The organism is Streptomyces sp. NPDC058877 (assembly GCF_042742855.1).
In the GTDB taxonomy this organism is placed as follows: Bacteria; Actinomycetota; Actinomycetes; order Streptomycetales; family Streptomycetaceae; genus Streptomyces.
The window spans coordinates 1-13,743 of record NZ_JBHYMF010000067.1; the positions used below are offsets into that span (position 1 = coordinate 1).

The following is a 13,743-nucleotide window of genomic DNA, read 5'->3' on the forward strand; positions in this document are numbered from 1 at the left end:
GCGCAGGGCGGTGGAGCCCTTCCTCGAACAGCTCGCCGAGGGGTACCGGGAGCCCGTCAGCCCCTGAACGACGGGCACCCGTCCCCTTCCGCCGTACGCCCCGTGTCCTGGCCCGTCAGCCCTTGCTGACCGCCGCCAGGATCTCCGGCAGTCGCTTCGCCGTGCGCGGGGCCGCCAGCTTGAGGCCCACCAGGACGAGGAGCGCGCCGTAGAGCGCGCCCGCCGGGAGGAGGACCCAGAGCAGCGACTCCCGGTCGGAGAAGTGCAGGTAGAGCGTCACGGCGATGAGCGGGGAACACAGCACCGCCCCCGAGAACATCCCGCCGAAGATCGAGATCCAGGCCAGGCCGGCCTGCCCCGGAGCCACGTTCTTGTAGCCGCTGTCCTGGGGGATCGAGTACGGGAAGTTCGCCGAGGTGACCGCGCCCGTCCCGACCATGGCGCCGAGCAGCCCGAGCGCCAGGCCGAGGGCGCCGGGCAACCGTGACCAGGCCCCGAGGACCGCTGCCGTCAGCACCGTGACCAGGACCGTGTACGGGACGGTGACGGAGAGCACGGCCAGGATCCGGGCCCGGAGCTCGACGAAGGCGTCGGCCGTCGTCGAGATGGTCTGCGCCACCATCCAGAACGCCGAGGCGTCCTGGCCGAACTGGTTGTACATCAGGACGCCGAGCATGCCGGAGGCGAAGCACGCCCAGTAGACCGAGCCCACGCCCTGGTAGACGTTGAACAGCGGGACGATCAGGCCGATGGCGAGCGAGGACACCCAGGCCGCCTTCGTCTTCGGATCGCGCCAGGCGTAGCGCAGGCTGCGTTCCATGATCGCGCCGGTGCGTCCGTCGGGCAGGATCCGGCCGAGCCGGCCGCCGCCGTCCTTCTCGCCGGCTCCGGCGTCCCCGGCCGCGCCGATGGTGGAGCCGTCCGGCTCGACCATCAGCCGGACCAGGCTCCGCTGCCACCAGTACACGAGGGCCACCAGCATCGCGGCCGTGAGCAACAGCCGGGCCGCCGCCACCGCGTGGTCACCGACGCTCGCGGAGTCGACGGCGCCGAGCGCCGCGGCCGGTGGCAGCCAGCCGACGACCTTCGCCGCCGGTTCGAGCGACTCCAGACCGCCGGCCCGGCTGAGGCGTTGGGCGCCGAAGTTCACGACCTGCATGCCGACCGCGATGATCAGGCCGCTCAGGAGCGCCAGGTCCCGGCCCCTGCGCGAGGTGAGGAGCCGGACGTTGGCTGCGGCCACGGCCCGGGACAGCGCGACGCACGTCAAGGTCGTGAGCGGGACGGCGAGGACGGCGACGAGGGTGCCGGCCGCGCCGTGCGCGAGGGACAGCGCCGCACCCACCGAGAGCAGGAAGGTGAGGACGGGGCCGATGCCGACGAGGGAGGCCACGAGCAGGGCCCGGACCAGCGGCCGGGGGCGCAGCGGCAGCATCACCAGCCGTGTCGGGTCGAGGGTCTCGTCCCCGCCGGGGACGAACAGCGGCATCACCGCCCAGGACAGCGCGGTCACCCCGACGGTGAGCACCGCGACCGGGTAGGCGCCGGACTCGCCCCGCAGCAGCACGAAGACGAGGATCAGCACGGCGGAGAGGAGGGTGCCGAAGACGGACGACAGGACGTACGCGGCGGTCCGCCCGCCCGACTGCCGCAGCCCGTTCCGCAGCAGCGACAGCTTCAGTCGGACGAAGACCGAGGTGAGGGACGGTGCCGCCGGGGCGTCGGTCGTGGTGGGGGAAGCGACGGTGCTCATCGCCGGGCACCGCCCGCACCGCCCGTGGCGCGCGGGTCCGTGCCGGGGTCGACCGCTCCGTTGCCCAGCCAGTCCAGCGAATCCCCGCTCGGTGCACGGCCGTTCGCGCCCACCAGTTCCAGGAACGCCTCCTGGAGCGAGGGCGCCGAGCCCTTGACCTCGGCCAGCGGGCCCTGTGCGCGGATCCGGCCGCCCGCCATGACGGCGACCCAGTCGCAGAGCGACTCCACGAGTTCCATGACGTGGCTGGAGAAGACGACGGTCGCGCCGGAGGCGGTGTAGCGCTCCAGGACCCCGCGGATGGTCTGTGCGGAGACCGGGTCGACGCCCTCGAAGGGTTCGTCGAGGAAGAGGACCTCCGGGTTGTGGAGGAGCGCGGTGGCGAGGCCGATCTTCTTCCGCATGCCGGTCGAGTAGTCGACGACCAGTTTGTTCTGCGAGGCGGTCAGGTCCAGCACGTCGAGGAGCTGTGCCGCCCGCTTGTCGACCTCGGCGCCGGGAAGGCCCCGCAGTCGACCGGTGTAGGACAGGAGTTCGCGCCCCGAGAGGCGCTCGAAGAGCCGCAGCCCCTCCGGCAGGTTGCCGATGCGGGCCTTGACCCGGGCGACCGATTCCGGATCGGCCCACACGTCGTGGCCGGCGACGAGGATGCGGCCGTGGTCGGGGCGCAGCAGGCCGGTGATCATGGACAGGGTGGTGGTCTTGCCCGCCCCGTTGGGCCCCACGAGCCCGATGAACCGTCCGGCGGGCAGGACGAGGTCGATCCCGTTCACCGCGATCTGCTGGCCGAAGCGTTTCCACAGTCCCTCGACCCGCACCGCGGGGGCGCGGTTCTCCCCCGGCGTAGCCCCCGCTGTGTCGAATGTTCCGTTGAATGCCTGGTCAGGCATGTTTTGTCAACCTTTCGGTTGTCCCCGTAAAGCGTTACGGGGACACCCTAAAGGCGGGGCCTTCGGCCTCCTGGGTCACTGGGCCCGGCTCCTCGCCTCCGCGGCTTCCCGACCGCAGGCGTACGCGAGGGCGCTGATCAGTTCGTCGGCGTCAGGCAGCCAGCGGTTCGCCGGGGTGGGGCGGCGCGCCCACTGCACCGCACCGAAGCCGCCGATCCGGGTGGGCGGGGCGGCCACGTAGTACCCCTCGCCGCGCGTGGCCAGGTCGATGGAGGCCGGGGCCCAGCCCAACTTGCGCACCAGGTCGGGCACCTTGGTGGCGGCTCCGGGCAGGACGAAGAAGTACATCCGGCGGTCCGGGGTGCAGGTCACGGGGCCGAGCGTCAGCTCCATCCGCTCCATGCGGGCGAGTGCCAGGAAGCCGGCCGTCTCCGGCACCTCGATCGCGTCGAAGGTGCGGCCGGTCGGCAGCAGGATCGATGCCTTCGGAGTCTTCGACCACATCCGGCGGGCGCCGACGCCACTGCCGGTCGCCTGGGTCGACCAGTCGGGCCGGACGGCGTGGGCGCCGGGCGTGGCGCACGCCTCGGCTCCGCACGAGCAGCGTTCCTTGCCTTCGATGACTTCCAGCCAGGTCCCGGGAAACACGTCCCAGTGCCGCTCTTCCGCGTACCGCACGGCGCTGTCCAGCAGCTGCTCGCCCCGCTGCTTGGGGATCTGTGCGGCGTCCGTGACTCCCATGGTCTCTTCCACGAAGAGCACAACTTCACCCGCCACCTGGGGTTACGGGCGGGGCGGAGGGTGTGTTGACGCATCGATCCTGCACGTGGGGCGCATGGGTGCACTGGTGGGGGCGCGCGAAGGGCCGGGAAGCGGGGGTGGGTACGGACCCGTGGGGCGCGGTGGCGGTGTCGCGGCTGACGTGTCCGGTTTCGCGTGTTCACATCTGCATTGAGTGCATATTCACCGGGCAATGATCCCTTCTCTGTTGATCACCGCACGGCCTCAGGGGGTAATCCATGGCAGCCAGGCCACTCGTTCCGCGTCAGCTCAACGAACGGCTCCAGGCGCTCATCCAGGAAGCCGGCTGTTCCAACGCCGGTCTCGCCCGCAGGGTCAACCTGGTCGGCGCGGAGCGCGGCCTCGACCTCCGGTACGACAAGACGTCGGTGGCGCGCTGGTTGCGCGGCCAGCAGCCGCGCGGCCGGGCGCCCGGGATCATCGCGGAGGCGCTGGGCCGCAAGCTGGGGCGAACGATCACGGTCGACGAGGTCGGCATGGCCAACGGCCGGAACCTCGCCGCCGGAGTGGGGCTGCAGTTCGCGCCGACCGTCCCCGCGGCGATCGAGCAGGCATGCGAGCTGTGGCGCAGCGACGTGGGGCACCGGGACTTCCTGAGCGGTGCGGCGGTCGCGGCCTCCGCGCTCGTCGAACCCAGCAGGGACTGGTTGATCACCGGGCCGGACGCGCACGTGGCCCGGACGAGCGGTGCCCGCGTCGGGATCTCGGACGTGACGGCGGTGCGGGAGTTGACCACCGCGCTCGTCGACCTCGACCGGCGCTTCGGCAGCGGGCACGTGCGGCCGGTGGTGGTGCACTACCTCGACAGCGTGGTGTCGGTGATGCTGACCGGCTCCTACCGCGAGGAGGTCGGCCGACGGCTCTTCGCCGCGGTGGCCCGACTGACCGAACTCGCCGGATACATGGCGGTGGACACCGGCGAACCGGGGCTCGCCCAGCGGTACTACATCCAGGCCCTGCGGCTCGCCCAGGCGGCCGGGGACCGGGGGTACGGCGGCTACGTCCTCGCCGCTTCGATGAGTCACCTCGCCGCGCAGCTCGGAAACCCCCGGGAAATCGCGCAGTTGGCGCGGGCGGCCCAGGAGGGCGCGCGCGGGAAGGTGCCGCCGCGCGCGGAGGCGATGTTCTTCGCGGCGGAAGCGCGCGGACACGCCCTGATGGGCGACGCCGGGGCCTTCGAGTCGGCGGCGGGCCGTGCCGAGCGCGCCCTGGAGCGGGCCGATCCCGAAGCGGACGAGGACCCGGAGTGGATCGTCCACTTCGACGCGGCCTACCTCGCGGACGAAATGGCCCACTGCCACCGGGACCTGGGGCGGGCGGAGGCGGCGGTGCGGGCGGCCGAGGGGGCGGTCGCCGGACATCCGGAGCCGCGGGTGCGGCGGCGCGCGATCGGCCTCGCCCTGCTCGCCTCGGCACGGGTCCAGCAGCGGGAGGTGGAGCAGGCCTGCCGGACGGGCGTGCAGGCGCTCGAACTCCTCGGCACGCTCCGCTCGTCGCGGGGCGCGGGATACCTGGACGACCTGCGGGAGCGCCTGCAGCCCTATGCGGAGGAGGCGGTGGTGCGGGAGTTCGGCGCGCGGATGGAGCTCCACGCCGCTTAGCAGGGCCGTCCCGCCGTTCCCCGCGGGCGCACGACGACGGCCGCGGCACCTCGCCGCGTTGCCGGAACCACCCGCGTGCGCCCGGTACGGGGACGCCCCTCCGCCCCGTGGCGCGCCGAGCCGACGCCGCGCGCCGATCAGCCGCGGATCACGGGACGGCCCTCGGGCCCTGCTTTCGCGCACCGGTTGTGTAACCGGTCTCACACGTGTGTGCGGAGCCCCGTACGCACCCGGTAGCGTGACCGACGATTCCATAGGTCCATCAGTAGGAGCTCCCGGTGACGCAGAACGGACAGGGTCCGGAGTCGCAGTACCCGCCGGTGCCCCCCGCACAGGGGGGAGCGCAGCCGTGGGGCGGCGCCTGGGGCCCCGCCGGTGGCCAGCCGGGCGGGCAGCCGCTGCCGCCCGCGCAGCCGCTGCCCCCGGAGGCGCCCCCGGGGGCCGCCGACGCGCAGTCGACCCAGTACCTTCCGCCGGTGCCGCCGCAGCAGGTGCCGCAGCCGGGGTACGGCTATCCGGGGCCCGCCGCCCCGGCCGCTGATGCCCAGTCGACCCAGTACCTTCCGCCGGTGCCGCCGCAGCAGGTGCCGCAGCCGGGGTACGGCTATCCGGGGCCCGCCGCCCCGGCCGCCGCCGACCTGCAGGCCACCCAGCACATCGCCCCCGTGCCGCCGCAGCAGGGCGGGGGCCCCGGCGGCCAGTTCCCGGGCCCGTACGCGCCCCAGGGGCCGGCCGGGGCCTCGGACGCGACCCAGTACATCGCCCCCGTGCCGACGCAGGCACCGGGCGAGCGGCAGCCGCCCGCCGAGTTCGACAACCTCTTCCGTACGGAGGCGCCGCGTCCGCCCCAGCAACCGTACGCGCCGCAGGGCTACCAGCAGCCGGGACCCGCCCCGTACCAGCAGCCCCAGCACCACCAGCCGCAGCAGGGGGCGCCGGCCGGGCCGCAGGGTCCGGGCGGGCAGTACGCCTATCAGGACGCCTACTACGACGATGACGAGCCCGCGCCGCGCCGCAAGTCTCCGCTCGCGCTGATCGCCGTCGTCGTCGCCGGCTGCGCGGTCGTCGGCCTCGGCGCCGGGGCGTTGCTCAGCGGTGGGGGCGACAAGAAGGACCCCCAGGCCGGCGGGCAGAACGTGGCGGCGAGCTCCGCCGCGCCCTCCGCGAGCGCGGAGCCCACGGAGAAGCAGGCCGATCCGGCGGAGCCGCAGGCCCAGGAGCTCAGCAAGCTCCTCGCGACCAGCAGCAACAGCCGTGACGCGGTGATCAGCTCGGTCGAGTCCATCAAGCAGTGCAAGAACCTCGACCAGGCCGCGAGCGACCTGCGGGGCGCCGCCGATCAGCGCCGCGGTTTGGTCACCGAGCTGGAGTCGCTCTCGATCGACAAGGTCCCGGACGGCACGGCGTTGGCGTCGGCCCTCACCAAGGCCTGGCGGGCGTCGGCCGCCGCCGACGACCAGTACGCGGCCTGGGCCGACCAGGTCGCGAAGAACAAGAAGGCCCTGTGCAAGGGCGGCAAGGCCCGTTCGACGGACCAGCGGGCCGCGGCCGACGCGAAGAGCGGCGAGGCCACCACGGCCAAGCGAGAGGCGGCCGGGTTGTGGAACCCGACCGCCGCGAAGTACGGACTGGAGAAGCGCTCCTACTCCCAGCTGTAGCCGGGCCGCAGCCGGTCAGGGGGCGCTCAGGACGGTCTCGCCGACGTCGACGAAGCCGGGCCGCTGTGCCACCAGCCGCCCCTGGCGCACCACCTGGAAGGTCACCTCGTGGTTGACGATCCGGGGGAAGCCGGGGGCGCCCAGCAGGTCCTCGAACCGCCAGCGCAGGGCGGGGGTGAGGCCACCGGTGTCGATGCGCTCCCCCCGGGTGAGGGCGTGGGTGATCCGCTCGGCCGTGATGGTGTCCTGGTCGATGCTCTCGATGACCTCCTTCAGGACCGTGTAGGCGATCCAGGTGGTCTGCACGCCGGGGTCGGCCGGGTCGACCCGGTTGTCGGCGAAGGCGTGTGCCCGGATGACCTTGCGCATCGGGTCCCAGCTCTTGTCGGAGGCCTCCGGGTACCAGCCGGTGACGAACGCGCCCTCGAAGGGGCTGTGTGCACCGCCGGTGCGGTCGATGACGGGCTGGCCGACGCTGCCGAGCACCGAGGAGATCCGGACGGGGTCCCGGTCCTGCTTCTCCTCCGCCGGCTTCGGGAGGCGCCGGAAGGAGTCGAAGAAGGTCTGGGTGCGCTCGCCGAGGACCGCGGTCACGCAGCCCTTCTCGTCGCCGGCCCGGTCGCGGGCCCGGTCGGCCTGCTGGGTGTACTCGGCGGCGTCCTCGACGGCGGGGATGTCCACGGCGCGCCGGTGGCTCGCCTTGCGCAGGCCGGAGTTGAGGAGCTCGGGCAGCTTGTCGCCGGCGAGGGTGTCGGGCCGGACCAGGGAGACCTTGTCGCAGGAGTCGGCGAGCTGCATGCCGTGTCCGGCCACGAGGGAGGCCACCCCGCCGTTCACGGGGTACGACAGCGGGTTGTTGAATTCCTCCTCCGCGATGCCGTAGCCGCCGATGTACGGGATGCCGGCTGCTTCCAGCGGGGCCATGAAGGCGCGGCCGTTCTGGCTGTACGAGCCGACGACGGCCACCGCCTTCTCCTGGACGGCCCGGCGGGCGCAGGCGGCGGCGCCGGTGGCGGTGTTCTGCTCGTTGCACGTGAGGACGCGCAGTTCGTGTCCGTCGATGCCGCCCTGGGAGTTCACCCATCGGGCGTAGGTCTGTGCCATGGCGGGCATGCCGGGCATGTTGGTGGCTCGGGTCTGGTCAGGAGCCCAGGTCATTACGGTGACGGGCTCCCTGGAGCCCCCCGTGGCTCCAGGGAGGACGCCGCATCCGGTGAGCAGCGATGCGCCGGTCGCTGCAGTCGTGACGTATGCGAGGAGTGAGGTCATTCGCCTACCGGTCATGGGCATGCACATTTCCGCCCCAGGGGTAACGCGGCAGTGAGCATGGTTCAACGATGGGTGACGTGAAGGTGAATTGCGGGCGCGGGGCGCTATGAGGAGGGGGTGAGTCCGCTTGTCGTACGGGAAACGTACGATCGAAACGTGCCCAGTACCACCACCCACCAAGCCACCGATCCGGCCTCCGCTTCCACCTCGGCTTCGGCCAGCCCTTCCCGTCGCGGCCGTCGCTCCTCCACCATGGGCGGCATGCCGCTCAACGACATGCCGTGGTGGCGCTGGCGCATCAACGTGCGTTCGGCGCTGCACATGCTCTCCGACCCCGGGTTCCACGAGACGACCTGGCTGGCCGGCCGGGAGGGGTACGGCGACGTCACCGACGCCGTCTACCGCCTGGTCGAGGACACCTGGCTCGACAACTGGTCCGCCGAGAAGTACGTGGGCTCGATCTTCCGGGACTCCGGCGAGGCCGCCCTCGTCGACCTCGCCGTCCTGCGCGTGCTGAGGATCCTGCACCAGGTGGGTCCGGACGCCCCCGTCACCGCCTACCTGGAGCACCCGGGCTGGCCGGAGGCCGTGCGCGCCGCCCGCGAGGCCCACGTCCGCCTCGCCCGGGCCGACGGAGAGGACCCCGATGCGCCCCCGTGCTCCCTCGACGTGCTCCGCGTCATGACCCGGTCCTGAGGCGTTCCGCCTGCCGGACGGTGCGTTCCGGGTCCGTCCCGGGTGTGGCAGGCTGACGGGATGACCGACCAGTACGTCCTCACCCTCTCGTGCCCCGACAAGCAGGGCATCGTGCACGCCGTGTCGAGCTACCTCTTCATCACGGGCTGCAACATCGAGGACAGCCAGCAGTTCGGAGACCGCGACACGGGTCTCTTCTTCATGCGGGTCCACTTCTCGGCCGAGACGCCGGTGACCGTGGACAAGCTGCGGGCGAGCTTCGCCGCCGTCGGCGACTCCTTCTCGATGGACTGGCAGATCAACCGGGCCGACGAGCGCATGCGGGTCGTGCTGATGGTGTCGAAGTTCGGCCACTGCCTGAACGACCTGCTGTTCCGGTCGCGGATCGGGGCGCTACCGGTGGAGATCGTCGCGGTCGTCTCCAACCACCGGGACTTCGAGGAGTTGGTGGGGTCCTACGGCGTTCCGTTCCGCCACATTCCGGTCACGAAGGACACGAAGGCGGAGGCGGAGGCGGAGCTGCTCGCGCTCGTCGACGAGGAGGACGTCGAACTCGTCGTCCTCGCCCGCTACATGCAGGTCCTCTCCGACGACCTGTGCAAGCAGCTCTCCGGGCGGATCATCAACATCCACCACTCCTTCCTCCCCAGCTTCAAGGGCGCCAAGCCGTACCACCAGGCACACGCCCGGGGCGTGAAGCTGATCGGCGCGACCGCCCACTACGTGACGGCCGACCTCGACGAGGGCCCGATCATCGAGCAGGAGGTCGAGCGGGTGGGACACGAGGTGACGCCGGAACAGCTGGTGGCGGTCGGGCGCGACGTGGAGTGTCAGGCGCTCGCCCGGGCGGTCAAGTGGCACGCGGAACGCCGCATCCTCCTGAACGGCCACCGCACGGTCGTCTTCGCGTAGCCGCCGGGACCGCGTGGCCCGCGTGGCCCGCGGTCCCGCCGGCCCTACAGACGGCTCAGGGAGGCCGCAGCCCCGAGCACGTCCCGGATCGCTTCCCGGTCGCCGTCCTGGCCCGCGGCGGCCTCCTGCGGCGAGATGTGGCCGGCCACCAGCTGACAGAACTCCACCCCGTCCATCGCCACCTGGGCGACGGCGTGATCGGCGGAGCCGACCGCCGCGGGGGAGTCGAGCGCGATGTACCAGTGTCCGCCGCCCGCTCCCTCGATCTCCAGGTGCAGCGAACGGCCCGGGCGCCCGGCCGCGACGAGGTGCCGGGCCGGCGATGCGCGTCCGGTGCGGCGGCGGTTCGCGAGGGCCACCGGCAGCAGGCGGGCCGCCAGGTCGATCATCCCGTGGAGGTGCGGCCCGCTCGGCGGGTCGTACGGGTAGGCCACCGCGTGCGCGATGTCGTCCGCGTGCCGCCAGCATTCGAAGGCCCGTTCCAGGAGCGAGTCCCGGAGCGGGAGGGCGAAGCCCTTGTACGGCACGGTCAGGTCCCCCACCCCTCGGCCCGCGAACGAGACCGTGCGGATCAGGGTGTGCGACTGGTTCCGCCACGGACCCCGGAGGGCGCGGTTGGGAGGGTGGCCCAGCTTCGCCCAGAACGCTTCGGTCCGCTCCGTCGGAGACAGCTCCGGCACCCCCTTGCCCAACGGGTCCTCCAGGCCCAGGGCCGCCGACACCATGCCGTCCACCGCCATCAGGTGCCCGATGACCGCGGCCACGGTGGCCTTCCGCCGCACCGGGCGGTCCTCCTCGTACCACTTGAGCCGTACCGGTGCGTGCCACTCGGCCTCGCCGATGTCCCGGAGCAGCGCGTCGAGCCGGGCGGTCTCCGCGTCGTACGGCGTGACCCAGTCGGGCACGGGTATGCGGGCCGGGCGGCGCCCCAGGCAGTTCTCCAGGACCCGGAAGCGGAGCAGCGGGTCGAGGTCCAGGTCGCGGTCCTCGTGGAGGAGGGCGACGGCGTCACGGAGCCGGAGGGCCTCGTCGGCGCACGGCGCGCACACGGTGAGGTGGTCCTCGACGGCCCTGCTCTCGCCCCCGGAACACGCGGAAAGTGCCCAGGCCCCGAGGAGGGACTTGAGCACGTTGTGGGTGAGGACCGGTACCTCCGGTTCCTCCTCGACCGGTTCCTCCTCGACCGGGTCCTCCGGCGCGGCCTCCGGCGCGGCCTCCGGCGCGGCCTCCGGTACGGCCTCCGGTACGGCCTCCGGTACGGCCTCCGGTTCCGGTGGCGCCTCCGCCGCGGGTTCCGGCTCGACCGGTGGTCGTGCCGTCAGGTCCGCGTGGTCGTCGGCGGCCCGCCGCGGCCCCGGTATCCAGGGGGCGCGTGCGACGTCTTCCCCGTCGCCGTCCGCCGCGGTCACGACGTCCTTCCGTAGCCGGGCGGTGCGGTCCCTTCGCATGCCCGGGTGTGCGCGGAGGAGAGCAGTTGGAGGCCGAGCCGGAGGCGTCGACGGGCCTCGTCCTCGGTGACGCCGAGGTCGGCTGCGGTCTGCCGGTAGTCCCGCCGCTGGAAGTAGGCCAGTTCGAGCGCGGCCCGCAGCGGCGCGGGCATGGAGGTGACGATGTAGTCGGCGCGGGCGGCGACGGCGGCTCGGTGGACCTTCTGCTCCAGCTCCTCGGCGGAACCGATGCCCGTCTCCGCGTACGCGCTGACCTCGGCCTGGCGGAGTCGGTGCACCGCCTGCCGCTGCGTCAGCCCGGCGACCCAGGCGCGCATGCTGCCCTGCTTCGGGTCGTAGGCGTCGGGGTTCTCCCAGACGTAGCCGAAGACCTCGCGGGTGACCTGGTCGGCGGCCGTGTCGTCGGCCAGGACCCGGTGGGCGAGGGTGTGCACCAGGGCGGCGAACCGGTCGTAGAACTCGCCGAGGGCGGCGGCCTCCCCGCGTGCCAGCCGCTGCTGCATCTTGCGGTCCCAGCGCGGTGGTGTGTCCATCGCCATGTGGCCCTCCGCCCCTCCTGGATCCCGACCTTCTGCTTCCCGGTTCTCCTCCAAAGTAGTGCGCCCGTGCGCCAACGCACTCCCGTTTGCTGCAAGTGCGCCCTTGACTCAGATGCTGATGGTAAGGAAAGCGTCATCCGTCGTGGCGGGGGTTTCGGCGTGCACCGGTGGGGCAGGCGCCGTCCGTGACGACGATCGAGGTCGACGAGGACGAATACGGCCCCTGGACGGTTCTCCGCGTCCAGGGGGAGCTGGACCTGGTCACCTCCCCCGGGATACGCCGCCGCGTCCACGACGCCGTCGCGGGCGGCCGGCACGACCTGGTGATCGACCTGTCGGCGGTGCGGTTCTGCGATTCCAGCGGCGTCGGCGTGCTGATCGCGGCCCGCCGGCTGCTCCGCTCCTGCGGCGGCCGGCTCCGCCTGATCCTGCCCGAGGACGCCGAGGCCGGGGACGGCCACGTCGGACGGGTGCTCTCCGCGCTCGGCGTCCGCCGCCTCTTCGAGGTCTACGAGGACGTGTCGGGGGCGCTCACGGAGTCGGACCGAAGCGTTCCCTGAGCTTGTACTTGAGGACCTTGCGCAAGGTCTCGTTGCGGGGGAGCGCGTCCACCACCTCCAGCTGTTCCGGCAGCTTGTGGACGGAGAGCCCGGCCTCCCGCAGGAACTCCGTGATCTGCGGCAGGGTCAGCGGGGCCGCGCCCGGGGGCTGCTCGACGACGGCGCAGACGCGTTCGCCGCGCTCGGCGTCCGGAAGGCCTATGACGGCCGTGTCGCCCACGTCCGGGTGCCGGTGGAGGAGGTCCTCGACCTCCTTGGCCGAGATGTTCTCGCCCTTTCGAATGATGATGTCCTTGGTCCGGCCCGTGAGGACCAGGTGGCCGCTGGGGGTGAGGCGGCCGAGGTCACCGGTGACGAGGAAGCCGTCCTCGTCGAAGGCGGTGGCCGTCTGCGCCGGGTCGAGGTAGCCCTGGCAGACGGCTTCGCCGCGCAGTCGGACCCCGCCGTCCCCGGCGATCCGGATCTCCATGCCCGCGGGCGGGCGGCCCTCGGTGCCGGCGAGGTTCTCGACGGTGTCGTCCGGGGAGCCCATGGTGATCATGGGCACCTCGGTCATGCCGTACCCGTGGGTGAGCTGGCAGCCCAACTCCCTGCGCACCGCGTGGTAGATCTCGGGCGGCTTCGGCGCGCCCCCGCCGGCGAGCAGCCGGAGGGTGGGGATGACGGGCTTCCCGGGCCGCTTGCGCTGTTCGGCGAGGAACATCGCGTAGAAGGCGGTGGAGCCGCCGGCGATCGTGACGCCGTGCCGGTTGTACTCGTCGAGGGCCTCCGGCAGGGAGAACTGCTCGAACATCACCGCGGGGAACCCGTACAGCAGGAGCATCACCGTGTAGTCGGGCCCGGCGATGTGCGCGTACGGGAAGGCCATCGAGCCGACGTCCTCGGCGGTCAGGCGCAGGGCGTGGGCCAGGCAGGAGCCGCCCGCGAGGAGCGAGCGGTCGGTGTGCAGGACCCCCTTGGGGTCGGAGGTGGTGCCCGAGGTCCAGTAGATCCAGCGGACGTCCGTGCCGGAGGCGGGCGGGGGCGGCAGGACCGACGGGTCGCCGTCCGGGAGGTCCTCGGGGGAGTACGCCTCGAAGATCCCGGGCGCGCCGAGCCGCCGGGCCATTTCGGTGTGGTCGAATCCGCGCCATTCTCCGGGGACGGCGAAGTGCGCGGCCCGGGACTCGCGCAGCGCGAAGCCGACCTCCTTGTCCCGGTAGAAGGGGATCACCGGGGTCTGCACGGCGCCGATGCGGGCGAGTGCGAAGGAGAGCACGGCGGTCTCGATGCGGGTGGGCAGTTGCCAGGCGACGACCGTGCCGGGACGCACCCCCCTTTCGTGGAGGCCCGCGGCGCAGCGCTCGGCGCGCTCGCGCAGTCCGCCGAAGGTGAGGACCCGGTCGCCCTGGAGGAGGACGGGCCGGTCGGGGGTGAGGGCGGCGCGGCGCTCGACGAGTTCCCAGAGCGTGCGGGACTCGCCGAGGGCGTGCGCGGTCTGGTCCAGAGCCGTGTCCATGGCCGTACTCCTCTTGGCTGACGTTCCGTCAGATCGTGCGGTGAGCGTAGGCGGCCGACGCTTGTCGGTCCAGGGGTGCGGGGCTAGCCTGATCCCGTTGTATCTGACGGGCCATCAG

At 72.5% G+C, this 13,743-nt stretch carries 12 protein-coding genes; 5 read left to right on the top strand and 7 right to left on the bottom strand.

The window, feature by feature from the left end; all coding sequences use genetic code 11:
* Nucleotides 1-115 precede the first annotated feature (115 nt).
* From ACFW2Y_RS17635 to ACFW2Y_RS17645, 3 genes are all read right to left on the bottom strand, one after another.
* A complete protein-coding gene (locus ACFW2Y_RS17635) occupies nt 116-1,753 on the bottom strand; it encodes a transporter (RefSeq protein ID WP_384879530.1) in 1,638 nt (545 codons plus the stop codon).
* The gene (locus ACFW2Y_RS17640; protein WP_384879533.1) at nt 1,750-2,643 is read right to left on the bottom strand and encodes an ABC transporter ATP-binding protein; all 894 of its coding nucleotides are present in this window, start codon (nt 2,641-2,643) and stop codon (nt 1,750-1,752) included. Before ACFW2Y_RS17640 ends, ACFW2Y_RS17635 begins: the two co-directional genes overlap by 4 nt.
* Before the next feature lie 75 nt (nt 2,644-2,718).
* Complete coding sequence (locus ACFW2Y_RS17645; RefSeq protein WP_384879536.1) at nt 2,719-3,384, bottom strand: bifunctional DNA primase/polymerase; 666 nt, start codon at nt 3,382-3,384, stop codon at nt 2,719-2,721.
* 278 nt (nt 3,385-3,662) lie between these two features.
* Between ACFW2Y_RS17645 and ACFW2Y_RS17650 the strand changes: the two genes are divergently transcribed.
* Nucleotides 3,663-5,045, top strand: a complete 1,383-nt coding sequence (locus tag ACFW2Y_RS17650; protein WP_384879539.1) for a transcriptional regulator — start codon at nt 3,663-3,665, stop codon at nt 5,043-5,045.
* Nucleotides 5,046-5,323: 278 nt separating this feature from the next.
* Nucleotides 5,324-6,703 (top strand): hypothetical protein, encoded by a 1,380-nt coding sequence (locus ACFW2Y_RS17655; RefSeq protein ID WP_384879542.1) that lies wholly within the window; start codon nt 5,324-5,326, stop codon nt 6,701-6,703.
* Nucleotides 6,704-6,718: 15 nt separating this feature from the next.
* Here ACFW2Y_RS17655 and ACFW2Y_RS17660 read toward each other — a convergent pair whose 3' ends face one another.
* Nucleotides 6,719-7,999 (bottom strand): ABC transporter substrate-binding protein, encoded by a 1,281-nt coding sequence (locus ACFW2Y_RS17660; protein ID WP_384879545.1) that lies wholly within the window; start codon nt 7,997-7,999, stop codon nt 6,719-6,721.
* Between the two features lie 225 nt (nt 8,000-8,224).
* On the opposite strand from ACFW2Y_RS17660, the gene ACFW2Y_RS17665 reads away from it, so the two are divergent.
* Nucleotides 8,225-8,668, top strand: a complete 444-nt coding sequence (locus ACFW2Y_RS17665) for a hypothetical protein (RefSeq protein WP_384879609.1) — start codon at nt 8,225-8,227, stop codon at nt 8,666-8,668.
* A gap of 60 nt (nt 8,669-8,728) precedes the next feature.
* Nucleotides 8,729-9,580 (top strand): formyltetrahydrofolate deformylase, encoded by an 852-nt coding sequence (gene purU, locus ACFW2Y_RS17670; protein ID WP_384879548.1) that lies wholly within the window; start codon nt 8,729-8,731, stop codon nt 9,578-9,580.
* Between the two features lie 44 nt (nt 9,581-9,624).
* Here purU and ACFW2Y_RS17675 read toward each other — a convergent pair whose 3' ends face one another.
* Together ACFW2Y_RS17675 and ACFW2Y_RS17680 are read right to left on the bottom strand one after the other, a co-directional pair.
* Nucleotides 9,625-10,989 (bottom strand): maleylpyruvate isomerase N-terminal domain-containing protein, encoded by a 1,365-nt coding sequence (locus ACFW2Y_RS17675; RefSeq protein WP_384879551.1) that lies wholly within the window; start codon nt 10,987-10,989, stop codon nt 9,625-9,627.
* Nucleotides 10,986-11,567, bottom strand: coding sequence for a sigma-70 family RNA polymerase sigma factor (locus tag ACFW2Y_RS17680; protein ID WP_384879554.1), 582 nt, complete (start codon nt 11,565-11,567; stop codon nt 10,986-10,988). The genes ACFW2Y_RS17675 and ACFW2Y_RS17680 overlap by 4 nt, the downstream gene beginning before the upstream one ends.
* Before the next feature lie 185 nt (nt 11,568-11,752).
* On the opposite strand from ACFW2Y_RS17680, the gene ACFW2Y_RS17685 reads away from it, so the two are divergent.
* Complete coding sequence (locus ACFW2Y_RS17685) at nt 11,753-12,127, top strand: STAS domain-containing protein (RefSeq protein WP_384879557.1); 375 nt, start codon at nt 11,753-11,755, stop codon at nt 12,125-12,127.
* Here ACFW2Y_RS17685 and ACFW2Y_RS17690 read toward each other — a convergent pair.
* Nucleotides 12,099-13,613: a class I adenylate-forming enzyme family protein gene (locus ACFW2Y_RS17690; protein WP_384879612.1), complete on the bottom strand. Its 1,515-nt coding sequence runs from the start codon at nt 13,611-13,613 to the stop codon at nt 12,099-12,101. The two genes, ACFW2Y_RS17685 and ACFW2Y_RS17690, sit on opposite strands and share 29 nt — an antisense overlap.
* Nucleotides 13,614-13,743 lie beyond the last annotated feature (130 nt).

Coding starts and splice junctions, on each gene's coding strand:
- ACFW2Y_RS17680 (WP_384879554.1), bottom strand. CDS start 11,567: ATGGCGATGGACACACCACCGCGCTGGGACCGCAAGATGCAGCAGCGG.
- ACFW2Y_RS17650 (WP_384879539.1), top strand. CDS start 3,663: ATGGCAGCCAGGCCACTCGTTCCGCGTCAGCTCAACGAACGGCTCCAG.
- ACFW2Y_RS17635 (WP_384879530.1), bottom strand. CDS start 1,753: ATGAGCACCGTCGCTTCCCCCACCACGACCGACGCCCCGGCGGCACCG.
- purU (WP_384879548.1), top strand. CDS start 8,729: ATGACCGACCAGTACGTCCTCACCCTCTCGTGCCCCGACAAGCAGGGC.
- ACFW2Y_RS17645 (WP_384879536.1), bottom strand. CDS start 3,384: ATGGGAGTCACGGACGCCGCACAGATCCCCAAGCAGCGGGGCGAGCAG.
- ACFW2Y_RS17640 (WP_384879533.1), bottom strand. CDS start 2,643: ATGCCTGACCAGGCATTCAACGGAACATTCGACACAGCGGGGGCTACG.
- ACFW2Y_RS17665 (WP_384879609.1), top strand. CDS start 8,225: ATGGGCGGCATGCCGCTCAACGACATGCCGTGGTGGCGCTGGCGCATC.
- ACFW2Y_RS17660 (WP_384879545.1), bottom strand. CDS start 7,999: ATGTGCATGCCCATGACCGGTAGGCGAATGACCTCACTCCTCGCATAC.